General features: G+C 38.4%; 17 protein-coding genes. 5 read left to right on the top strand and 12 right to left on the bottom strand.

Annotation, left to right across the window (positions count from 1 at the left end):
* Window positions 1-22: 22 nt before the first annotated feature.
* A complete protein-coding gene (gene nox, locus QM409_RS06885; RefSeq protein ID WP_049500112.1) occupies window positions 23-1,402 on the bottom strand; it encodes a H2O-forming NADH oxidase in 1,380 nt (459 codons plus the stop codon).
* A gap of 308 nt (window positions 1,403-1,710) precedes the next feature.
* Between nox and QM409_RS06880 the strand changes: the two genes are divergently transcribed.
* Genes QM409_RS06880 through QM409_RS06870 form a run of 3 tightly spaced genes read left to right on the top strand, consistent with a single transcriptional unit; the run spans window position 1,711 to window position 4,562 of the window.
* A complete protein-coding gene (locus QM409_RS06880; protein WP_060627945.1) occupies window positions 1,711-2,634 on the top strand; it encodes an FAD:protein FMN transferase in 924 nt (307 codons plus the stop codon).
* 59 nt (window positions 2,635-2,693) lie between these two features.
* Window positions 2,694-3,299: an NADPH-dependent FMN reductase gene (locus QM409_RS06875; RefSeq protein ID WP_084923420.1), complete on the top strand. Its 606-nt coding sequence runs from the start codon at window positions 2,694-2,696 to the stop codon at window positions 3,297-3,299.
* Between the two features lie 18 nt (window positions 3,300-3,317).
* Entirely contained in the window at window positions 3,318-4,562 is a 1,245-nt protein-coding gene (locus QM409_RS06870) for an NAD(P)H-dependent oxidoreductase (protein WP_261125988.1), read from the top strand.
* Window positions 4,563-4,677: 115 nt separating this feature from the next.
* Here the strand turns inward: QM409_RS06870 and QM409_RS06865 are convergent, their stop codons facing one another.
* From QM409_RS06865 to QM409_RS06815, 11 genes are all read right to left on the bottom strand, one after another.
* A complete protein-coding gene (locus QM409_RS06865) occupies window positions 4,678-4,935 on the bottom strand; it encodes a DUF896 family protein (protein ID WP_020903505.1) in 258 nt (85 codons plus the stop codon).
* Between the two features lie 42 nt (window positions 4,936-4,977).
* Window positions 4,978-7,014 (bottom strand): glycine--tRNA ligase subunit beta, encoded by a 2,037-nt coding sequence (glyS, locus tag QM409_RS06860; RefSeq protein WP_261125985.1) that lies wholly within the window; start codon window positions 7,012-7,014, stop codon window positions 4,978-4,980.
* 259 nt (window positions 7,015-7,273) lie between these two features.
* Window positions 7,274-8,191 (bottom strand): glycine--tRNA ligase subunit alpha, encoded by a 918-nt coding sequence (glyQ, locus tag QM409_RS06855; RefSeq protein WP_000038733.1) that lies wholly within the window; start codon window positions 8,189-8,191, stop codon window positions 7,274-7,276.
* A 192-nt stretch (window positions 8,192-8,383) separates the two neighbouring features.
* Window positions 8,384-9,145, bottom strand: a complete 762-nt coding sequence (locus tag QM409_RS06850) for an elongation factor Tu (RefSeq protein WP_414305402.1) — start codon at window positions 9,143-9,145, stop codon at window positions 8,384-8,386.
* Between the two features lie 286 nt (window positions 9,146-9,431).
* Window positions 9,432-14,153 (bottom strand): S8 family serine peptidase, encoded by a 4,722-nt coding sequence (locus QM409_RS06845; RefSeq protein WP_414305401.1) that lies wholly within the window; start codon window positions 14,151-14,153, stop codon window positions 9,432-9,434.
* 207 nt (window positions 14,154-14,360) lie between these two features.
* Window positions 14,361-15,752: a peptidoglycan-N-acetylglucosamine deacetylase PgdA gene (gene pgdA / locus QM409_RS06840; RefSeq protein WP_414305400.1), complete on the bottom strand. Its 1,392-nt coding sequence runs from the start codon at window positions 15,750-15,752 to the stop codon at window positions 14,361-14,363.
* A 134-nt stretch (window positions 15,753-15,886) separates the two neighbouring features.
* Entirely contained in the window at window positions 15,887-17,614 is a 1,728-nt protein-coding gene (ezrA, locus tag QM409_RS06835; RefSeq protein WP_414305399.1) for a septation ring formation regulator EzrA, read from the bottom strand.
* A gap of 81 nt (window positions 17,615-17,695) precedes the next feature.
* Window positions 17,696-19,642 (bottom strand): DNA topoisomerase (ATP-hydrolyzing) subunit B, encoded by a 1,947-nt coding sequence (gene gyrB / locus QM409_RS06830; protein ID WP_000134040.1) that lies wholly within the window; start codon window positions 19,640-19,642, stop codon window positions 17,696-17,698.
* A 14-nt stretch (window positions 19,643-19,656) separates the two neighbouring features.
* Window positions 19,657-20,220, bottom strand: coding sequence for an HAD family hydrolase (locus tag QM409_RS06825; RefSeq protein ID WP_414305425.1), 564 nt, complete (start codon window positions 20,218-20,220; stop codon window positions 19,657-19,659).
* Window positions 20,221-20,569: 349 nt separating this feature from the next.
* The gene (locus QM409_RS06820; protein WP_414305398.1) at window positions 20,570-21,304 is read right to left on the bottom strand and encodes an amino acid ABC transporter ATP-binding protein; all 735 of its coding nucleotides are present in this window, start codon (window positions 21,302-21,304) and stop codon (window positions 20,570-20,572) included.
* Entirely contained in the window at window positions 21,304-21,987 is a 684-nt protein-coding gene (locus tag QM409_RS06815; RefSeq protein ID WP_004256547.1) for an amino acid ABC transporter permease, read from the bottom strand. Before QM409_RS06815 ends, QM409_RS06820 begins: the two co-directional genes overlap by 1 nt.
* Before the next feature lie 190 nt (window positions 21,988-22,177).
* On the opposite strand from QM409_RS06815, the gene QM409_RS06810 reads away from it, so the two are divergent.
* Both QM409_RS06810 and QM409_RS06805 read left to right on the top strand, forming a co-directional pair.
* Window positions 22,178-22,408, top strand: a complete 231-nt coding sequence (locus tag QM409_RS06810; RefSeq protein WP_049515694.1) for a DUF1797 family protein — start codon at window positions 22,178-22,180, stop codon at window positions 22,406-22,408.
* Between the two features lie 230 nt (window positions 22,409-22,638).
* Window positions 22,639-24,897 carry an AAA family ATPase gene (locus QM409_RS06805; protein ID WP_414305397.1) on the top strand — a complete coding sequence of 753 codons (2,259 nt, stop codon included), beginning with the start codon at window positions 22,639-22,641 and terminating at the stop codon, window positions 24,895-24,897.
* The last annotated feature ends 162 nt before the right edge of the window (window positions 24,898-25,059 follow it).

Genomic DNA, 25,059 nt, shown 5'->3' with positions numbered 1-25,059 from the left:
AGGCCAGATAGTTCATTCATTTTTATTTTTCAGCTGTAAGGGCAGCCATTGTGATGTAGTTGTATGGTTTGTTGAAGTGTGGCAAGAAGAATAGGTCTGTCAATGCCAATTTATCAATTGTTACATGCTCTTGAATAGCAAGTGAGAACATGTGAATTCCCATACTAATCGCAGGGTCATGTGAAACCATTTGTGCACCAAGAATTTCACGACTATCTTTGTCAAAGACAATCTTGATTGCTACTTCATGGTTATCATGTTTCATGAATTCTGGTTTTTGAAGATCGTTAAAGCCTGTTTCAGTTGCGTTGTAACCAGCAGCTTTAGCTTTTTCAAGAGTCAAACCAGTTGAAACCATGTGAAGACCGTAGATTGAGATACCGTTTGAACCTTGAACACCGATTCCTTCCAATTCATGTCCACAAGCATTGTAAGCACCAACAATACCAGTACGAACTGCGTTTGAAGCAAGTGCGATGTAGCTTGTATCTTTACGAGCGTTGTCATAAACAGTCGCACAGTCTCCAACAGCAAATACACCAGGAAGTGAAGTTTCTTGTTTCTTGTTTACAAGGAAAGCACCGTTACGGAAGAGTTCAATCTTACCATCAGCAAGAGCAGTATTTGGACGGAAACCAACTGCAAGGATAACCATATCCACATCGAAAGTTTCTTTATCAGTAATCAAGCGTTCAACTTTACCGTCACCCTCGATTGCTTTAACAGTTTGACCAAGAGCCAAGCGAATGTTGTGATCTTCCAAGTTCTTCGCCATCATTTGTGTGAAGTCTCTGTCATAGTAACCGTTCAAAACAGTATCAACGATATCAACAAGGACAACTTCTTTTCCAAGACGCTCAAAGGCTTCAGCAAGTTCAACACCGATGTAACCACCACCAACAACGGCGATACGGTCGAGGTGTTGGCTCTTGTCAGCAAGTTTATTGATAACTTCTTCAGCATTTTGGTACAATTTCACGAATTGTACGTTTTCAAGAGTTGCTTTAAATTCGCGGTTTCCTTTAACAATTTCAACACCTTCGATTGGTGGCAAGATTGGTGTAGAACCCGTAGCAAAAATCAATTTCTCGTATGATTCTTTGTGTTCTTTTCCTTCAACTTCAGCTGTAACTACTTTGTTATCATAGTCGATTGAAAGAACTGGTGAATTCATGTAAACCTTAGCACCCTTAGCTTCCAATTTTTCTTTATCAGAATAGAACAAGCCTTCAGCACCGTCAATTTGTTCACCAATCCAAAGGGCCATTCCACATCCTAGGAAAGAGATGTTAGAGTTTTGGTCGAATACAACAATTTCGTTCTCATTACCAAAATTATCCAACATAGTATTAATACATGCTGTACCAGCGTGGTTAGCACCAACTACAACGATTTTACTCATAGAAAAATTCCTACCTTTAATTTTAAATTTACCCTTCTAGTATAACATTTACTGTTAGCGTTTACAAGAGTTTAGCTAATTTTCCCGATTTTTTTGTAAAAAAATGTAAATAATCTGTATTTTATCAGCCTTTCTTACAATTACTCTTTATTTTCTGAGCATATTTCTTGACAAGTTTACAAATTTTATTTGTGAAAACGCTGACTTTATGGTATGCTAGTATCATGGAAAGAAAATGTAAGGGGTTAAATTTAATATAAATTTACTATATTGCAGCCTTCTTTTCATAAGAGAAAGGAGTTGGTAGCTTGCCTCTTAGTTCACATTCCGAACGCCTAATGGGGACTACTATCACTATTTCATTAGTAGATGAGCGAGCCGATAGCTTGCTCCAAAAATCCTTTGGTTTGCTCAAAGAACTTGAATGCCGTTTCAATGCCAATAGCCAAGAATCGGAGTTGATGGAAATCAATCATCAAGCTGGAATAACTCCAGTCAAAGTTCATCCAAACCTGTTTGAGCTGATTTCACTTGGATTAGAACATAGCCTAGCGCCCTCTAGTCATCTCAACATCAGCATTGGTCCCTTAATTCAAACCTGGCGTATCGGTTTTTCAGATGCCAAGGTCGCCCAGCCTCAAGAAATTGAGTCGGTGCTACCTTTAATCAATCCTCATTATATCGAGTTAGATTCTTCCACTTCCACTGTGTTTTTAAAACAAAAAGGAATGAAGATTGATCTTGGTTGTTTAGCCAAGGGTTATAGTGCGGATAAGGTTGCCCAATTTCTTAGAGAAGAGGGAGTGACATCTGCCTTGATTAATCTGGGAGGGAATATCCTGACCATTGGAAAAAATCAGGCAAGAGGAAATCAGCCTTGGCAAATTGGGATTCAAGACCCAGCCAATCCGAGGGGAAATCACTTAATGACCATCCCTATTGTCAATAAATCTGTCGTGACTTCAGGCATTTACGAACGTCACCTGACTGTCGATGGAAAAGATTACCATCATATTTTTGACAGCCAAACAGGATATCCTGTTGAAACGGAACTAGCAAGTCTAACTATCATCTCTGATAAATCTGTTGATGGAGAAATCTGGACAACTCGACTCTTTGGAGAAAGACCTGCTTCTATCCTCTGGCAAGTCGAAAGTTTAGAGGGCATCGAAGCTATCCTCATCGATAAGGAAGGTCACCTAAGCTGTTCTTCAGGAATTCCTACTCTATAGAAATAGATGTTTCAATAGAGTTTTAAAATCGTATTATGTAAAAAGAGAAAGGAAATCTCATGTTAAAACTTATTGCTATTGTTGGAACAAATTCAAAACGTTCTACAAACCGCCAATTGCTTCAATACATGCAAAAACACTTTGCTGAAAAAGCTGAAATTGAACTTGTTGAAATTAAAGACATTCCTGTCTTCAATAAACCAGCTGACAAGCAAGTGCCTGCTGAAATTCTGGAAATTGCTGCTAAAATTGAAGAGGCAGATGGCGTTATTATCGGTACTCCTGAGTATGACCACTCTATCCCAGCTGTTTTGATGAGTGCTCTCGCTTGGTTATCTTACGGTGTTTATCCACTTTTGAATAAGCCAATCATGATTACCGGTGCTTCATACGGGACACTTGGTTCATCTCGTGCCCAATTACAACTTCGTCAAATCTTGAACTCACCAGAAATCAAGGCAAGCGTCCTACCAGACGAATTCTTACTTTCTCATTCTCTCCAAGCCTTCAATAACAATGGAGATTTAGTGGATCTTGATGTTATTCAAAAAATGGATGCCATTTTTGATGACTTCCGTATCTTTGTAAAAATTACAGAAAAATTGCGCAACGCACAAGAATTACTTCGCAAAGATGCTGAAGACTTTGACTGGGAAAATTTGTAAGATAGGAGACCAAAAAGAATGAAATTTGTTGGACTTGTAGGATCAAACTACGATCAATCATATAACCGTAAACTCTTGGAATTCATCCGTCGTCACTTCAAACTCAAATTTGAATTAGAAGTTCTTGAAATTGATGAAGTTCCAATGTTTAACCAAGACGAAAAATGGGATGAAAGCTTCCAATTGCGTCTCTTGTATAACAGAATTACACGTGCTGATGGTGTCATTATCGCTACTCCTGAGCACAACCACACAATCTCAGCTTCTCTTAAATCTGTTCTTGAATGGCTTTCATACGAAGTTCATCCATTTGAAAACAAACCAGTTATGATTGTGGGAGCTTCTTACTACGACCAAGGTACTTCTCGTGCCCAAGTTCACCTTCGTAAGATTCTTGACGCTCCAGGTGTCAATGCCTATACACTTCCTGGAAACGAATTCCTTCTTGGTAAAGCCAAAGAAGCTTTTGACGCAGAGGGCAATATCACGAATGAAGGAACAGTTAAATTCCTCGAAACTTGCTTGGATAATTTTGTAAAATATGTAGGAGTTGTTTCAAAATTGAAAAAACCAAAACCAATTGAACCAGAAGATTTGGATTGTGGCAGACCAATTGCTACCACAATCACAGAAGTTGATCCCGATGATCCAGAATGGGTTGAAAAAGTTGCTGAAATTACTGGTGCGGTTTCAGGTGATACCTATGTCAAACTAGATCATGGTATCTTAACTGTTAACCAAATCGATATGTTCTTGAAAGCAATGCCATTTGAATTGACATTTGCAGATGATAACAACCAATTCTTATACTACAATAATGTTCACCAAGATCCAAACACCATGTTTGCTAAACGTGTACCATCTCAATCTGGTAACCGTCTCTCAACTGTCCATAACTCACTTCCCGGTGGACGTATGAAAAATGTTGAATGGGTTGTCGGTGTACTGCGTAATGGTGATCAAGAATATGTTCGTACAATCGTTCCTGGATCTCCTGCAGGGGTTATCAATACTCACAACTATCAAGCTATGTACTATCCTGATGGATCATACGCTGGTATCAATGAAATAGTCTTCAACTTCCAACCATGGCTTGATTGGTACCTCAATACAACTGGTCAACGTCTAGTTGGTGGAAATGCTGCAGCTCCTGCTGGCGGACATGGTCACGGTGATGCAGATGCTACATCTGGAGCTTCTGATGCAGGTGATGCTGGAGGCCACGGTGGTGGCACAGACGCTACATCTGGCGCAAGTAACTAATAATAGTTTTGGGAACCATATTGGTTCCTTTTTTAGCGAAAAAAGACTAGCAGACAAAAACTGCTAGTCTTTTGGTTATTATTTTATCTATCCTTATTAAAAGAAAGAATACTTATTATGAATTTGGATCATCGAGACTACGGCCATGTAAACCTTTTTCACGTTGTACCTGACGTAGTTTCTCTGGTGTAACATCATTTCCTTCTTCATCCACAATTTTTATTCCCTCGATGTGGTGACGAACAGTGCGACGATAACCTTCGATGTACTCCTCACGTAGTTTGGCTTGTTCTACTTTTTCTTCTGGGGTCAAGCCTTCTATTTTTTTCTTTTTGGCAAGCTCGTTAATACGATCAATTTTTTTAGGATCCATGTTTCTCTCCTTTATGATAAGATTTAATCCATTTAACAGATTTTATTTGGTATTGATTTGGTTAAAACGTGCAAGTTTAGCTGCTTTTTGAGTTAAATAAGACAAGATAGCCAAACGATTTTGACGGACAGCCTGATCTTCGGCCATAACCATGGTATTCTCAAAGAATGCATCAATGACTGGGCTAAGAGCAAAGAGTTGTTTCAATTGCTGACTGGCAGTCCCTGACAAAACGAGTGATTCTACTGCTTCTGCCAAGTTTTTCTCTTCTTCATTCTCAAAGAGAGCTGAATCAACTGTAGCAACTCCTTCTGCCTTCTCAGCCAAGTTAAAGGCACGAGAAAGTGATTCAACAGATGGTTTGAAGTCTTCTTCCTTGCTTGCTTCTACGAGAGCATTTGCTGCTTCTAGCATATCTGCCACAACAAAGTTCGAACTTGCAAGGACCGCTTCCTTAACGTCTTTTGGAGTAGAGCCCATCATCTTATCAACACGAGCCTTGATAAAATCCATAACCTCTGCCTTATTTTCATAAGTCAAGCTGTCAAATGTTAGAGCATAAAGGCTATCAATCAGCTCATCCATAGCAATGTGCCAACCAAAGGCATCCAAGATACGAACCACACCTTGGGTCGCACGACGAAGGGCATAAGGGTCATTAGAACCTGATGGAATCAAGCCTACTGAGAAGAAACTCAAAATCGTATCCAATTTGTCTGCAATAGCTAGAATGGCTCCGACCTTGCTCTCTGGAAGTTCTCCTTCAGCTGAAGTAGGCATGTAGTGTTCACGAATAGCAGCTGCCACCGCTGGAGTTTCACCAGCAAGAAGGGCATATTTCTCACCCATAATTCCTTGGAGCTCGTCAAATTCACCAACCATCCCAGTCAACAAGTCAAACTTGTAAATGGCTGCTGCACGGGCTAGGTCAATCGTTTCATCCGCTGACAAGCCTGCTTTTTCTGCCAAGAGAATAGCAATCTGACCCGTACGAATCATGTGTTCACGAAGGGAACCAATTTTCTCATGGAAGGTGACATTGTTTAATTTTTCAACAAGGTCTGAAATAACCAATTTTTGATCTTCACGCCAGAAGAATTCACCATCTTCTAAGCGAGCTACTAAGACTTTTTCATTTCCTTTAATGACATTTTCCAAATGCTCTGCGTTTCCGTTACGGACAGAAATAAAGTTTGGCAATAGTTTACCGTCTTGATCGCGAACAACAAAGTAACGTTGGTGTTCTTTCATTGAAGTCACCAAAACTTCTTCTGGAACTTCAAGGTATTTGGCATCAAAACTTCCCATAAAGGCAGTTGGGTATTCAACCAAGTTCAAGACTTCATTAAGCAAGTCAGCATCAATCTCGATGCGTACACCATGCTCAGCTTCGATTGCCTTGATTTGGTCAACAATCATTTGCTCACGTTCACGTGGATCTGCGATTACAAACTGCTTACGAAGATTTTCTTCATAGCTCAATGCTGACTGAATTTTGGTTTCTTTCCCCAAGAAACGATGACCACGACTCACACGACCTCCCTTGATATCAAGGAAATCCAAATCAAATTCTTCTTCATCTAAAAGAACAGTTAAAGTGTGAACAGGACGAATGTATTCAAAGCTATTTCCAGCCCAGTGCATGCTGACAGGGAAAGTCAAGGACTTCAAGACATCTACAACACCAGGAACAATTGCTTCAACTGCTTGACCAATTTCTTCCTTGGTTACATAGACATATTCTTCACCCTTGATTTCACGGAATTCGATATCTTCAACAGTCAATCCTTTTCCACGAACAAATCCTTGAGCTGCTTTGGTGAAGTTCCCATCACTATCCAAGGCAATTTTCTTTGCCGGACCCTTAAAATCTTCTGTCAAATCAGACTGTTTGTCTGCAAGACCAGTTACACGAACAGCCAAACGACGTGGTGTTGAGAAGGTTTGAATGGCTTCAAAAGACAGGCGGTTTTCCTTGAGGAAGGCTGCCATTTTTTCGCCTAGTTGTTTTTCACTTGGTGTGACAACATAGGCTGGTAATTCTTCAAGACCGAGTTCTACTAATAAGTTTTTTGTCATGTTTTTTCCTTTACATTTTCTTCAATCTTTTTTGATATGCACCTTAGGTACTGGGGACGTCGCTAACTAACTTTGTGAGTCTGTATGGAAATCTAATACTAAATTGATCAAGATTTCCAACAGTCTCATCAAAGTGGATTTAGCTGACTAATTTTTGAACCTAAGGTTTCAAAAATCCCCACATAACAGTACGGCGGTGCATATCCCTCTAGCAAGTCTTCGACTTGCCTCTAACGATTTTAGAGCACAATATTACTCACTATTCTGCGTCTTCTGCTAAGAGTTTAGCTCGTGTTGCTTCATCCAAAAGTGGGTAGCCTAGGCGTTTGCGTTCTGCGACAAAGGTTTTGGCTACGACACGGGCCAAGTTACGGATACGAGCGATGTAGCCTGCGCGCTCTGTTACAGATACGGCACCACGCGCATCAAGCAGGTTAAAGGTATGCGAACATTTGAGAACATAGTCATAGGCAGGGTGCACCAATCCTTCTTCCAAGGCACGACCAGCTTCTTTTTCAAACTTATCAAAGTTTTCCAGCAACATTTCTTGATCAGAAATTTCAAATGAATATTTTGAATGCTCGTACTCAGGCTGGATGAAGATTTCTCCGTATTTTACACCATCAGCCCACTCGATATCATAGACAGAGTCTACTTCCTGGATGTAAGAAGCCAAACGCTCCAAACCATAGGTAACTTCCGCAGTCACAGGGCCAGTTGCCAATCCACCTACTTGTTGGAAGTAAGTGAATTGAGTGATTTCCATCCCATCAAGCCAAACTTCCCATCCAAGACCAGCTGAACCAGTAGATGGATTTTCCCAGTTGTCCTCAACGAAACGAATATCGTGTTCCAAAGGATTGATTCCCAATTTTTCCAAAGACTCAAGGTAAAGTTCTTGGATGTTTGATGGAGATGGCTTCATGACCACCTGGAATTGGTGGTGTTGGTAAAGACGGTTAGGATTTTCTCCGTAACGACCGTCAGCAGGACGACGTGATGGCTCTACATACGCTGCATTCCATGGCTCAGGTCCGATAGCACGAAGGAAAGTGTAAGGACTCATTGTCCCCGCACCTTTTTCATTATCATAAGCCTGCATAAGCATACAACCTTGGTCATTCCAAAATTGTTGCAAAGTAAGGATGATTTCCTGGAAAGTCAATTTTTTAGACATTATTTACTCCTTTTTATATAAATTACTTGCGACACGAGTCTGCCTCGTCGATTATACGAGGCAAGACGAGTTAGTACTGCGTCTAGCTCAGGCACTCTAGTGCTGAGCGTGGGGCAATTCGACTGTAAGGAGGTCTCTGCCACTGACGCAGTGAAATGTTAATTTCTTAGACATTGTTTACTCCTTTAGTTTTTATATTTCTTTTTCAATTAATTTCTGCTGAACAAACCAATTTAACAAGGGTAGAGTTTTATCTGTATTTGCCCATAAATGATAAGAATCGAAGACCGCTTGTACACTACCTAGATTTTCTACCAACTTATCTATTGTCAAAAAACTACGCCAGTATTCGTAAAAAATACTTGCATAGTTCTTATCATAAGTCGAAGAACCAAAATCATTCAATGAATGCCAACCATACTTCTTCTGAAAAAGTTCTACAAGAGATTGATTACAAATTTTTTCCGCTTGAAATTCCTCTTCTGTAAAGAAATACTTGCGACTAATATATTCAACCATCCCCTCTTCGAACCATATATAAGAGTCGTAACCATCAAAATCATCTAAAAAATGCTCCGACCAATGAGCTAACTCATGTCCTACAATCTGCAAGAGGAAATTTTCAGATAAAGAATGATAGTGACTTTCTATTGCTTGAGTTTGCTGAGAACACTCGTAGTCCATCAACTGATACAAATACAACTCTTTCCAAACAGCTAAATCAGGCGTCATAACCATTCGTCTATTATTTGTATAGGCTGGAACAGCACTTTCCCTAATAATCTGTGTAGCAGCATTAAAACTTGACCAAATAACGGCTTGCGGTAAATCACAGACTGCAAGTTCATTCTTTAAAAAAGATTGATAATCTTTCAACTTTTCAGTATTTCTTACTACAAAATCACGAAATGTAGCTAGTTGACTATCGTCTTTTACAAGATAAAGGTTTTCCACGTCTCTCCTTTCTTTCACATAATAGACTGAATAAGCGAAAGAACCGCGTCCGACAATCCTAGGTTGATTTAACCTAGGGGCGTCAGAAACGCGGTTCCACCCTAATTTATTACTTCATTGTTTTGAAAATACTACAGAAAGCGCCAGCACTTTATTTTGCCCTACTTGGCTCCCACTATCCCAAGCTCGCTTGAAGAACGCCATAAGACTTTCTTTCCTGCAGACTATTATATCAGAATTGTAACATACTGTAAATCAAAAACTATAGAAAGATGTATAGTATACTCTACTCACTTTTTGAGAAAGTTGCAAGTCCGATCACTGATAACAAGAGAGAAATTCCTGAAATACTTAGAATAATAGAAATCATGTTATTCTCACCAGTGGCTGGTAATTGTTTTCCTTCTTTGTTGACTGTAACTAAAAGCACTTGTTGACCACTTCCAGCTAGTGTTTTATTCTCATGCTTAGCTTCTATATTGGAATGATGTATTACAATTGATGTAGCTTTCTCAATTTTATCATTGCTAATTGAAGGCTTGATAGTTGAGACTTGTCTATTGTGACTTACTAATTTAACAGGTTTCACTTGAAAAACCGGCTTAACTGATACAACTGGTTTGGTTGGAATCTCTCCTTTATTAGCCTTAAGTTTTACAGCCGTCTCTTTTAGAGCATTGATTACTTCATTAATTTCTTCTTGACTAGCTTCTGCATTTTCCAAAAGTAGCTTAGCTTTGTTGAAAATAAGATTATATGAATCTTTCTCCTCTTTGCTAGCTGTCAAAAATCTTGGATCTTTGTCTTGGAACTTCACTTCATTCACGATAACATTTTTTAGGCTCATGAAATCTGTTTCTTTCCCATTCAGCTGGTCTTGTGCTTGCAAGAAAGTGGTCAATAGACGGTCGATTTCATCTTGAGTTATCAAATCTTTTGTAATTAATAATGCCAAGAGTTTAAATTCACGATCATATTGACCTTTGCGTTCTTGATCAGAATTTATATATTTACCTTTTTTAACTGTCTCAGCATATGCTTTAATAGCATTCTTCAATGATGTGATATCAGATTCCTTACCATCCAATGTTTGCATAGCAGACTCTAAAGCCTTAACAATTTGGTCAATTTTATGTTGGTTAAGTTTACTTCCCAACGCTAGTTGCGCATCTTTGACACTTTGATCAAAAATCTCTTTTAACTTCTGTTTTGTATTATAATATCTTGGAGTTTTAACTACTTCCATTTGTTTATTTAAAGTTGCAATCAGAGCTAACTTAGAAACGACTGAAAGTGACAAAACATTATTTTTACCAAACAAAACTTTAAATGGTTGAAGATTATCAAGTAATTCATAACCGTTTGATAGATTTACAAGAACCTTATATTCACCAGTAACTACTTTCTTACCATAAGAATGTTTACCATATGTTTCAGCTGGCAAGACTTGACTCTGACCGTCTTCACCTACTAAAGTAATCGTTGTAGTTCCAGGAACAGCTTGATTAAAGCCAACCGTTACTGGGGCATATTTCATTTTGTTAGCCAAGAAGGTAATAGTTTGAAAACTATTTTCTTTCGTTAAATCAAATTCCTTAGATAGGGCACTCACAAATTTCAACTCTGTACGGTCATAGCTAAAAATTTCTGCAACATAATGCCCAAATTTCAAGAAATTAATATCTTTTGACTTATCAACAGTTACATATTGACCTTCGCTATTTTTAATGCGATAAACATAAGTTGTATCAATCTCATCGTTGGTTTTATTGTTTAGTATAGCAATTTTTACACGACCACTATTTTCTTCACCTACAAGATCTTTGAGAGATATAACATCTACATTTCCCGCAAAGTCTTCTATATAATAGAAGATTTTCGATTTATCAACGTTCTTAGGAAGTGTATAACTACCATCTTCATTTTGTTTTATAATTTGATACTGTTCGACTTCTGAATCTGTCGCCTCTCTATTTTCAGAAGGACGAATATAAAAAACTTTTTCTAGAAGAATTCCACCATTTCCGACATCCTGAGGTTTGCGAGCTATAAATTGTTCTTGTTCTTCTTTAGAACGAATATAACCCGAAGTAATCAGAGGTTTTTGTGTATCGATTTGAATTTTAAATATTGTGTATTGTTCCTCAGCTCCAGGGACATCTGGCTTATAACTAATAACATAGTCATAAATTCCATCAGAGACTCGATTTCCATTAGAATCCTGTCCTCCCCAAGCTGTTTTATCGACAATGTAACTTCTTGGATTTCTAGTATCGCCATCAAAATAATTTTTTACAAGGTCTGTTGGACGACTTTGCCAAATAGGCTGACTGTGTGTTGTATCCGAAGAATCATAAACAGTCGCACGAAGATTTACCAAGTTTCTGTAGACAAGAGTTTTAAATTGAACAAAATCTTTATTACCATCCTCATTTGGCGAGATAGCAAGGCGGACATTCCCCTTTTCATCTAATTGAAGATGGTATTTTCCTTCAGCATCTTGTTTCACTCCGAGTACAGTCACTCGATTTCCTTGACGCTCTGCTTTTAAAACATTTACATCATTTTCAGAACTTGTTAAATAAGTTGCATCGTCTGAAGGTGAAATTCCTGGATTATCTTTATCAATTTCAGAGTAAAATCCACTGTTTCCTTCCTTAATCAATTGATAAATTGGTTTTTCAATTGCAGGTAGATTTTGGAATTCTCCCTTAAATCCCATAAATGGTAAACCAATAATAGAACCATCATCTGCAGGATTGACAAATCTAACAAATCCTTCTAGAAAATATCCATTTGGCATTATTTTGCTAAGTTCTTCAGTAAATTTACTTGTATCTACACTAACTGTTACTGTCTTCGTACTATGAGCTTTCACATTTACTTCAGGCCAAACTGTTTCAGTTAGTTTTCGTGGACGGAGAGTGAATTTCCCTTCGGTAACTTCATCCGTATTTGTATTTACAATCATCTTCAATGTTTGGTCTTTATCTGAAATATTATGAATTGTAACTTCAAAGGTAAATTTATCACCAACATTGCCAAGAGTAACACTCGGATAGTTATTTGCACCTGTTACAAAGAGATCTGTGCTTGTTGCCGCCATCGTGTCAACTACGCCAGCACCTTGCTGACGTGGAGAAGTATAGGCTCCAGTCTGTTTATTAAGATGTGGTTTTGCAGTAGACATAATTAAAGCTTTTACAATCTCTGAAATTTGACTAGCTGATAATTCAGGATGTTTCTTTGCTAAATATTCTTTGACTAATGCTGCGACACCAGCTACATGAGGGGCAGCCATACTTGTTCCACTGATACTTCCATAACTACTGTCGTTAAATGATGAATAGATATTTCCACCAGGTGCAGTAACATCTGGTTTCAATTGTCCATCTGTTGTAACTCCCCAGCTTGAAAAATCTGATAATTGGTCTGCAACATCTGATTTACGATTATCCATCTTGTGATTAAAGACAATTTTATACTGACCATATTTAAGAATTTCACCATAATGTTTTGAAATAAAGACAGATGGGATTTTCTTAGCATCACCTGTAACAGACATACTAACATTTGCACCTTCAACGTTGTTATAAATTAAAACTCCAGCTGCACCATGTTGAAGAGCATTTTTAATCTTATCAGAAAAATTAATTTTACCACGTTGAATCAGTGCTAACTTACCTCTTACATCAATATTAGCAAAATCTTCTTCACGACCAATACCCGCTGCTACATATTCGTATTCTTTCCCTTTTTCAAAATCTTTTTCTGTTTCAGGTCTATTAAAATCAAACTTACCATAATCAAGGGTAGCGTCATTTTCTAAACCTTTTACTTCAAAGACTTCAGTAGTTAGAATTTTATTATTAATCGAAGCAACAGAAATTGAATCTTCCACTGTAGAGGGATTTCCGACAAGACCATAGTCAGGATTTGCTGCTAATGGTTGTGAAAAACCTCTACCGAAAGTATTACTATTACCAGCAGCGATAACAACAGATACTCCTTTAGCGCGTGCTCTTTTTACTGCATCAATGATATCTGAACCTGCATCTACCGTTGAACCCGCACCTGCACCCAAACTCATATTGATCACATCTGCACCTAATGCAACAGCATCATCAATAGCTTTTACATAGAGGGCGGAGGCTGTAGTTTTATCTCTGTCTGAAAAAACTCTCATAAACATTATTTGAGCTTCTGGCGCCACCCCATATACCTTCTCAGAATTCGGGGCTTTATTAACAGGATTTCCAGCTACAATCCCAGTAACATGCATTCCATGAGACTCTTTTTCAGCTTCTTTTATATTATCAGTTCCATCAAAGTAATCATAAGCATATACTACTTTATCACTGTACCATTTCCCATAGTCAATACCAGCAGCCTTTTTAGCTTTTTCGATATCATCCTGATTTTTAAATTTCGCCTTTGACGGATCAGAAATACGCAAAACCTCATGATTCAAATCAAGTCCTGAATCTATAACAGCGACTACAGTTCCTTGTCCTTTATGTCCTGCTTCCCAGGTTTTAGGGACAGTAATAATTTCATTACTGGAGATACTGTTTGGCTTTTCTTTATGTTCACCTTGAGATAATGACTGTGATTGGATGCTTTCCGAAGAAGAATTACTTTTCACTGCTGATTCTTCCTTCTTCCCTTCACTTTTTATAGCAGTCGTTTCTTTCTGTCTGATTACATTCTTGTCTGACTTATTATCTCTAGATTCCATAGAATCATCTTGTTTTAATGACTCTGTCACTTCTGTTTTTTCCTTAGAAGAAGAATTTAGAGCATTCTTGTCAGCCGTGACTGGCGGTGCGAGCTTATTTGAATCATCTAATTTATTAGTCGTTACAGCATGTGTAACTTGATTGGATGTTTCAAATTTTCCCTCATCGGCACTAACCTGTGCGAAAGTAAATCCGAATGCAAAGACCGTTAGCAGAAAAATCGTTGCTACTTGGTACTTTTTATGACAAAAATCTTTGCAATCTCCCATAAAATCACTCCTTTTTATTTAAATTAAAAGTATTATATACTAAATTATCTGAAAATTCTATCAAAATTTTATTTTGTAACAAAATTGTAATATTAACCACTATTCTCATGTGATTTAAACATAAAAAAATTTAGTCTCGATTAATACAAGACTAAATTTATTTATTGAAAAAATACTTACTATGGAATTGGTCATTCAACAACAATCTTACTGATCACGATCATAGAATAGTTCATGTGATTTCAATCGTGAATTAAGCATTTCAGGAACTGTGACAAAGTGATATCCTTGCTCTTTTAGATAATCTATAACCTTCGGTAGAGCATGTACTGTCTCAGCGTGGATATCATGCATGAGAATAATAGAACCATTCTTGACTTCACGCTGAATTTCTGTCAAAATAGATGCTTCATTTTTATTCTTCCAGTCCAGACTATCTACATCCCACATAATAAAGCTCAAATCTAAGCTATTGCGAATGTCGTCTGTAATGGCTCCATAAGGCGGACGCATGAGTTTGGAACTAGAACCCAACACTTTAGTTAGCGCATCCTCAGTATCAGTTATTTGTTTTTTAGCGTCATCAAGCGAAAGTTTTGAAAGCACTGGATGGCTCCAACTATGGTTTCCAATGACATGGCCATCTGCTTTCATACGTTTCAGAATCTCTTCATTGCCAGAAACATTCTTACCTAAAACAAAGAAAGTTGCCTTGATACCATACTTAGAAAGTACATCTAATGCTTGATTTGTAGTTGCAGGATTTGGTCCATCATCAAAAGTCAAGGCCACTACTTTACGATTTTTCTTTTCATAATAAGCCTTATATAGTTCTGCATCCTTATCTAATAAATAAGAGGACTGAATAACTTCAAAGAAACTAGATATTGGCAAGGCAATCTCATCTAGATTTTCCACTGCCTGACTTGGATAAAGGATAATCTGACTATCCTTGTAATCAAAATTCCATGCAGACAAGTCTTGGTCAGAGAAGCCTTTAACAACTTGATTGATCTTTTCTTGCTCCAATTTCTTATCCTGTAAAAAAGAAGTCAGTTCTTTTATTAGTTTCTCTTTGCCCTTACTAGCATCTGAAAATAATTGATCAAGTGTGAAAGATTTACCATCTTCTGTCAAATGTACTTTTGCTAGACTAGTTTTTTCAGTCTCTTCAACTTTTGACGAAGTTAAATCATAGACTTGTTTCATCACACTTCGGTTGACAATCCCTTTTAAAGTCGAATCCTGTTTCTCCGTATAATAAAAAACCAGATTTTCCTTATCCTCTAGATTGTCTTTAATATCCTGTGTCATGATTTCTTTTACAGATAAAATCACTTGCTCCCCTTGGAGAGGATAATAGGCAATTACTTCTGCTTGTCCCTTACGAAAATGATCCTTCTGATTTCCCTCACTCAATTGATTATCTTTATCATTTTTTAAAGACTCAATTTTTTGTTCGAAACTTTGCTTTGTATATACTTTGTATCCAATCATTGAACCAAGGACGCAAATACTTACTGAAAAGATAGCTACCAGGGCTATTAAACCGATTCTCTTTTTATCGTGCTCAACACGCTTTGCTCTACTTTTATCCATAGAACCATCATATCAAATTCAAGCTATAATTTCAATGAGAAATAAGTACTATCACTCGTTTTGAACAAAAAATAGACTCCATAATATCTATAGGGGATTTACCCACTACAAATATTACAGAGGCTTTTATTATGTTAGAAACGAATCGTCTCACGTGTTTTTTCGTATGAAGTGACAAAACGGTTGGTTACACCTGGTTCTGCAACTTCCAAAGCTTGCGAAATCTTATCAAATGAAGCATGATAATCAAATTCTTTTTCAAAAATTTCTAATGATTCATTAAAGGCTTCCTGAATTCGTTCATCAAATGAGCGGTAACGGTTCGAATACTGTAGTAATTGTTCTGTCAATGTTGCATATTGAACAATATTATACGTTTCTTCTTCAAGTGCTTCCATATCATTTGTTGTAATTTCAAGCATACGGTTCACAACTTCGATATTGACCTGGGCTTCTTCTAGCTCAGCCATCAACTCTTCAGTATGATTACTTGCTGTAAAGAACAACTGTAAGAAATTCTGAGGAATACCTGGAAGATTGCGTTTTTCCATATATCTCTTAATGGTATGAAGACGATTGACATAAACATTTGCCTTCTGGCGAGCATTGATATCATCTTTTTCAATCTGAGCAAGGCGTTGACTAACCGCAACTTGTTCATCTTCAATTTCCTTCAAAGTCGCTTGTAAGTTTTCCAAACGTTCTTCAAGTAATGAATACGGCTCAGAATGTTCCTCTTGTTCAGAAGTTAATTCCAATACAGATTCTTCCAGAGATTCTAACTCAGCTTGTAATCTGTGTACGTGACTAACATCTGTTTCAGAAAGCAGGTAGTTATTACTTAATCGTTGAATATCTTCTACTAAAACAGCATTACTATCTTTCATGTGTTTCAAATATGTAGGGAGGGTAGCAACTAAGCCTTCTACTACTTTTTGAGCAGCGATTTCTCGTGTAAAGATATCATAGAGTGCATTGATTTCTTCTTGAACTTGAGTATTTTCGTACTCAGCATTATCCAACTCTAATTGTGCAACATTTTCGTGGTTTTTCTTCAAAGCTTCATAAAGCAATTGGAAGCGAGACTCAATGTCCGTCTCAGCAAAATGATAGTTAGCATCTAAAAGCTTACGGTAACCATCCTCCAGATCTTCCAATTGATCAGGTAGCTCTTTAGATAATGTTTTTACAATTGCTGGCAAGCGGTCAACAATATGACTCAAAGCCAAGATATGATTTTCAGCATTATCCAAAATCACAGCAGCTTCTACTGGGTCACCTGAGGTATTCAAAGTAACAAACTGAGAAAACTCTGATTGGATATTTTCCAATTGTTTTTCGATTTCAGACAAACCTTGGCCATATTCTTCAGAATGATCAGCAACTCGGTGTTGCAACTCTTCAAACAAGTCCAAGGTATGAAGAACACGTCCACTATTTTTAGACTCTTGTTTCTCCAAATCTGCCAAGGCATTGCGAATTGCCGCAATATCTTCTTCAATCAAGGTAATTTGGCTCTCGATTTGGTCAATTTGATGACTAGCCTTGAAAAAACGGAATGAATTGTTATAGCCTTCTGCCTCGAAAAGATTATTTTCGATATCGGCAAAAGAGTTAAGAGATAGGTCAACCCATTTTTGGTTCCATTCACGGAAAGTCACTTGACTTTGTCCAATCAAGTGCATATTTTTAACAGCTTCAACTTCATCATTAACTGGAAGATTGTACAGCTCTTCTTTTTTCTCTTCTAAAATTGCTAATTTATTTTCATTGCGTTTCCGTACATAAATTGCTATAGCATATGAAATCAGCAATATAATTGCAATTGCAATTATAAGATATACTACTAGACTACCAGACATATTAAACTCCTTTTTAACTTGAAACAATCGTAATGATTATATCATATTTTTTAGACCAAGGGAACTACTTCTCCCGATTTTTTAGACATCAAGTGTACTATAGACGGCATTTTCTTCGATAAATTCACGACGAGGCTCTACTCGATCCCCCATCAACATATCAAAGATTTTATCTGCTTCTGCAGCATCGTCTACAGAAACTCTTGCCATTAAGCGATGTTCGGGATCCATGGTTGTTTCCCACAACTGGTGATCATCCATTTCACCCAAACCTTTATAACGCTGAATGGTTGGTTTGGCACGTCCTTCACTATGGCGGGCCAAGGCTTCTTGGAGTTTAATTTCTTGATCCGCTCCTGGCTGGATATATTCTTTAATCTCGCTTCCAACCTTGACTCCATAAATTGGTGGTTGGGCAATATAAACATAACCAGCTTCTAGTATTGGTTTCATATAACGATAAATCAAGGTTAGAAGAAGAGTACGAATATGGGCTCCATCGACATCGGCATCGGTCATCAAAACGAGCTTTTGGTAACGGGCTTTTGAAACATCGAATTCTGCACCAAATCCAGTTCCCATCGCTGTGAAAAGACTACGAATTTCTTCATTGGCTAAAATCTTATCCATGCTAGCTTTTTCAACGTTCAAAATCTTACCACGAATTGGAAGGATAGCCTGGAACTCACGGTTACGACCAGATTTGGCTGATCCACCCGCTGAGTCTCCTTCGACGATAAAGAGTTCTGTTTCCGCAGGATTGTTAGAAGAACAGTCTGCTAATTTCCCTGGAAGGTTGGAAATTTCCAAACCAGATTTTTTACGAGTGACTTCACGCGCACGCTTGGCAGCCACACGAGCCTTGGCAGCTAAAATCCCTTTTTCCACGATGCGCTTTGCGATCTGCGGATTTTCCATGAGAAAATCAGAGAAAGCATCGCTGAAAAGACGATTGGTAATCTTGACCACTTCGCTGTTCCCCAGTTTGGTCTTAGTTTGTCCTTCAAACTGTGGATTTGGGTGTTTAACTGAGATAACTGCAGTTAATCCTTCGCGGACATCTTCCCCTGTTAGGTTGTCTTCATTGTCTTTCAGTAACTTATTCTTACGAGCATAATCGTTGATAACACGAGTCAAGGCTGTACGGAAACCTTGTTCATGCGTTCCACCTTCATGGGTATGAATATTATTGGCGAAACTCATGACATTTTCATGGTAACCCGTTGTGTACTGCATGGCTACTTCAACTGTGATATCATCCATTTCACCATCTGTGTAAATTGGTGTATCAAAGATAACATCCTTGTTCTCGTTGATATATTCAACGTAGCTAGCAATCCCACCTTCATAGTGGTAATGCTTAGTTTGTTCTAGCCCCTCACGCTTATCTGTGATGGAGATTTGAAGACCGCGATTTAGAAAGGCCAACTCTTGAATCCGTTTATTTAATTTATCGAAATCAAAGGTTGTTGTTTCAGTGAAGATTTCTGGGTCCGGTGTGAAGTGAACTGTTGTTCCCGTTTTATCCGTATCTCCAACCACCTCAAGGTCTGCAACAACATGACCACGACGGTATTCTTGGTAATGAATCTTACCATTTTTGTGGACATGAACATCTAACTGAGTGGAAAGAGCATTAACTACTGAAGACCCCACTCCGTGAAGACCACCTGAGACCTTATATCCGCCACCGCCAAACTTTCCTCCAGCATGAAGGACAGTAAAGACAGTCTCAACGGCAGGTCGACCTGTTTTTTCCTGAATATCGACGGGGATACCACGCCCATCATCGACAACAGTAATCGAATCATCTGGCTCAATGAAGACTTGAATGTGGCTGGCAAATCCTGCCAAGGCCTCATCAATTGAGTTATCAACAATTTCCCAGACTAGATGGTGAAGACCTTCTTTTGAAGTTGACCCGATATACATCCCTGGACGCATACGAACAGCCTCTAAGCCCTCTAAAACTTGAATTTGACTGGCATCATAATCCTGTGCCTGCAGATTTTTGATTTCTTCTGTCATCTTTTTCCTTTTTCTTACATGTCTAATACTTGTCTTAAATTCACGATACTGGTAAACAAGTGGGTAGCTAGTCCTGCAGCTTGCCCGGCTTCAATATCAATCGGTCGGTCACCAATGACAAGACCAGAGTTGATCTGATATTTTTCTATTAAATAAATCATGGACTCAGGATTTGGCTTTCTCTTAAAACCTGAGTTAGAAGTCACTACTTCTGTAAAATAGGTTGCTATAGAGGTTTTTTCTAAAATTTCCAAGACCTGATCATTTCGGTGAGAAACCAAGAAATGACGCCCACCTTGATTTGAAATGTCTTCCAATAAGTCAGAAACTCCTTCAAATAAAATCGGGTGTTCAAGCTCTCTGGCTTCATTTTCCTTGTATTTTTCTAAAAAATGCTCTAAGTTGGGAGCGAATGTCTCAATCGCAAAATCAGTAGAAACCTTTAAAGCTTGATAGACACTGTCATGGTCTTGTGTGATACCATACAGCGCTAATGTTTCAACAAATGCAGCTGTTGAAGTTTCGTAATTATCCAGTAAAGTTCCACCTAAATCCCAGATGTAATCGTGATATTTCATAGCTTTCATTATACCATTTTTTCGTTAAAAAAGCGATGATTTCCCTGAGTTTTCCACATAAAAAACGCTCTATGATATTTATATAGGACAAATCTCTTATAGATCTTATGAAACCTATTTTCTTGTAGAAAAAAAGTCCCATAAGATCTATAATGAAAAGCAACCAAACCATCATTAGAGAGAATCATATGGAACAATTATATTTTAACACAAAACTACTTGATATAAAAAATCCTAATACCAAATTTATGGATGTTATTAATAGGGGGGTAACTTCTCAAAGTAACTTCCACTTGACTGGTATTGAGCCTAGCTTTTCATTAATCTTGTCTTGAAATTTTAAAATAGATTACAAAACCTTACTCAAGAAGTCTTTAGTCCGTTGTTCTTGAGTTTGTTCAAAAATCTGTTCAGGTGTTCCGTCTTCAACAACCACACCGTCTGCCATAAAGATGACACGGTCTGCCACCTCACGAGCAAATCCCATCTCATGTGTTACGATAACCATGGTCATTCCTGACTTGGCTAGGTCTTGCATAACAGCCAACACTTCACCTACCATTTCAGGGTCCAGGGCTGAAGTTGGCTCGTCAAAGAGCAAAACATCTGGTTCCATAGCTAAGCCACGCGCAATAGCAATCCGCTGTTGCTGGCCACCTGACAAACTCTGTGGATAAGCAGTTGCCTTATCTGGTAAGCCAACTTTTTCCAAAAGCTCCTTAGCTCTCTTCTCTGCAACTTCCTTACTTTCACCTTTGGTCTTGATAGGAGACAAGGTAATATTATCCATCACAGTCATATTAGGAAAGAGATTAAATTGTTGGAAAACCATGCCCATCTTCTCACGCATGGCAAACAGGTCATTCTTCTTGTCCGTAATATCAACTCCCTCAAAGATAACCTTCCCTTTTGTTGCTTCTTCCAACAAATTCATAGAACGAAGCAAGGTAGATTTTCCGCTTCCTGAAGGACCAATGATAACGACAACTTCTCCTCTTTTAATCTCGAGGTTGATGCCCTTCAATACTTCATTCTTTCCAAAAGATTTATGTAAATTTTCAATTTTTATCAAGGTCTCTGTCATTATTTTTTATCTCCTTGTTCCATTCGTTTTTCAAAAGCTTTCAAGGCTACTGTCAAAATAGAGGTCATAATCAAGTAGTAAAAGGCTGCAAATAAAAGTGGTGTTAAAGGTAGATAGGTTGTTGTAGAAACTGTTGTAGCTCCATTCCACAACTCCATAACACCGATAGCTGATAAGAGGGAACTATCCTTGATAATAGTGATAAATTCGTTCCCCAATGCTGGCAAAATATTTTTGATAGCTTGTGGCAAAATCACATAGCGCATCGCATTTTTAGGACGAATCCCTAAAGAATAGGCCGCCTCTAACTGCCCCTTAGGAACCGCATTAATCCCAGCCCGAACAGTCTCAGAAACATAAGCACCACTGTTCATAGAAATAATCAAAATCCCTGGAATCAGACGAGAAAGGTCAACACCTAAAATCCCAACCTGAATAGTCGGAGCATTGATATGCATAAGAGCAAAGGCAATCATAATCTGAACCATCATTGGCGTCCCGCGGAAAATCCAAACGTACAAGTTGGCTAGCCAAACAAGCGGTTTAAACTTTGAACGTTGCCCAAAAGCCAAGACAACACCCAAAATAGTTCCCAAAAAGACAACACAGATAGAAATGAGAACCGTCACAACAGCCCCATAGTTAAAATAAGGTAAATACTTAGGTAAAAAAGAAAAATTCATAGTCACACTGCTTTCTAAAATAGAATACTGTATGATTATAACATCAATTGAATTAAAATTCAAATCTTTTGTCTAATTTATTCAAAAAAACTTTAAGCTAGTAGAATTAGCGAGAAATCTTAGTTTTTTCTAGGCAAGTTGACCTCCTTTATGGTAAAATAGTAACGATAAGAAATGAAGGAGAATCAAAATGGAATCACATTTGGTTAGAATCATCAACCGCCTTGAAGCAATGACAAAAGACGGTGGAAATTTAAAACGTAATTTTGAACGCGAAGGAGTTGTTGTTGCAGAAGTTGCATACAGCCACGACGAAGAAAACGGCTCAATCTTTACCCTTCGTGATGTCGAAGCTCGCGAAACTTATACGTTTGACAGCATTGACTTGATTGCAATGGAGATTTACGAACTCCTTTACTAATACAAAACAAGCTGGGATTACACCCTGCATGTCTAACCAAAATCCTTTTTGTCTCACAAATAGGATTTTTTTATAGTCCAAATCCACAAAGATTTTCATTGTAATAACTTCTCAAAGCTGCAATCTTTTTACTTGCTTTACACCCCAATCCTGTTATAATGAGAGTATAGAAATTTGACTATTTTTGACCTTTAAACAGGTCAGGCTAAAGAAAGAAATGAGGTAGATGTATGCTTTGTCAAAACTGTAAAATCAATGACTCAACAATTCATCTTTACACCAATCTCAATGGAAAACAAAAACAAATTGACCTCTGTCAAAACTGCTACAAGATTATCAAGACTGATCCTAACAACAGTCTCTTTAAAGGAATGACAGATTTGAACAATCGTGACTTTGATCCCTTTGGTGATTTCTTCAATGATCTAAACAATTTCAGACCTTCTAGCAATACTCCTCCTACTCCCCCAACCCAATCAGGTGGAGGTTACGGTGGAAACGGCGGTTATGGCTCCCAAAATCGTGGATCTGCTCAAACTCCGCCTCCAAGCCAAGAAAAAGGCCTGTTAGAAGAATTTGGTATCAATGTAACTGAGATTGCTCGTCGTGGCGATATTGACCCCGTTATTGGACGCGATGATGAGATTATCCGTGTCATCGAGATTCTCAATCGTAGAACCAAGAATAATCCTGTTCTTATCGGTGAACCTGGTGTCGGAAAAACTGCCGTTGTCGAAGGTCTAGCTCAAAAAATCGTTGATGGTGATGTTCCACATAAACTTCAAGGTAAACAAGTCATCCGTCTGGATGTGGTTAGCTTGGTTCAAGGAACAGGTATCCGTGGACAATTTGAAGAACGCATGCAAAAACTCATGGAAGAAATTCGCAAACGTGAGGACATCATTCTCTTTATCGATGAAATCCATGAAATTGTCGGTGCTGGTTCTGCAGGCGATGGCAATATGGATGCAGGAAATATCCTCAAGCCAGCCCTTGCTCGTGGGGAACTACAATTGGTCGGTGCTACTACCCTCAATGAATACCGTATCATTGAAAAAGATGCGGCCCTAGAGCGTCGTATGCAGCCTGTGAAGGTAGATGAACCAACCGTGGAAGAAACAATCACTATCCTCAAAGGCATTCAAAAGAAATACGAAGACTACCACCACGTTCAATATACCGATGCCGCAATTGAAGCAGCTGCAACTCTTTCCAATCGCTACATACAAGATCGCTTCTTACCTGACAAGGCCATTGACCTCCTAGATGAAGCAGGTTCTAAGATGAACTTAACCTTGAATTTTGTGGATCCTAAAGTGATTGATCAACGCTTGATTGAAGCTGAAAATCTCAAATCTCAAGCTACACGAGAGGAAGATTTTGAAAAAGCTGCCTACTTCCGTGACCAGATTGCTAAATATAAGGAAATGCAAAAGAAAAAGGTTACAGACCAAGATACTCCTATCATCAGTGAGAAAACCATCGAGCACATTATCGAGCAGAAAACCAATATCCCTGTTGGGGAATTGAAAGAGAAAGAACAATCTCAACTCATCCATCTAGCTGAAGACCTCAAATCTCATGTTATTGGACAAGACGATGCTGTCGATAAGATTGCCAAGGCTATTCGCCGTAATCGTGTTGGACTTGGGACTCCTAATCGCCCCATCGGAAGCTTCCTCTTTGTTGGCCCAACTGGTGTCGGTAAGACAGAACTTTCCAAACAACTAGCCATCGAACTCTTTGGTTCTGCTGACAGCATGATTCGCTTTGATATGAGTGAATACATGGAAAAACATAGTGTTGCGAAGTTGGTCGGCGCCCCTCCAGGTTATGTTGGATATGATGAGGCTGGACAATTAACTGAAAAAGTTCGTCGCAATCCATATTCTCTCATCCTTCTCGATGAAGTGGAAAAAGCCCATCCAGATGTCATGCATATGTTCCTGCAAGTCTTGGACGATGGACGTTTGACAGATGGGCAAGGACGTACCGTCAGCTTCAAGGATGCCATTATTATCATGACCTCAAATGCAGGTACAGGTAAGGCTGAAGCCAGCGTTGGTTTTGGGGCAGCTCGCGAAGGACGTACCAACTCTGTTCTCGGTGAACTCGGCAACTTCTTTAGCCCAGAATTTATGAACCGTTTTGACGGCATCATCGAGTTCAAAGCTCTCAGCAAGGACAACCTCCTTCAAATCGTCGAGCTCATGCTAGCAGATGTTAACAAGCGTCTCTCTAGCAACAATATCCATCTCGATGTGACAGACAAGGTCAAGGAAAAATTGGTTGACCTCGGTTATGATCCAAAAATGGGAGCACGACCACTTCGTCGTACTATTCAAGACTATATTGAGGACGCAATCACTGACTACTACCTTGAAAATCCAAGCGAAAAAGAACTCAAGGCAGTAATGACCAGCAAGGGCAAGATTCAAATTAAGTCTGTCAAAAAAGCTGAAGTTAAAACTTCTGAAAAAGAAGTATAAATCCTATAGACAAGAGCCTGATACAAAATAGTTCTCAGCCACAAAAAAGCTAGAGATTTCCAATAGCGGAACTCTAGCTTTTTAATTTTGAGTCGTTCTCTTATTGTATTTGAGGAGTTTATTGGCCATAAGTATCAATCCCATGTCAATTCTCACTTGACG

The sequence above is a fragment of the Streptococcus mitis genome (assembly GCF_047465045.1).
In the GTDB taxonomy this organism is placed as follows: Bacteria; Bacillota; Bacilli; order Lactobacillales; family Streptococcaceae; genus Streptococcus; species Streptococcus mitis_DT.
The sequence above is the reverse complement of the archived record's forward strand: the minus strand, read 5'-3'. Positions and strand labels throughout refer to the sequence as shown.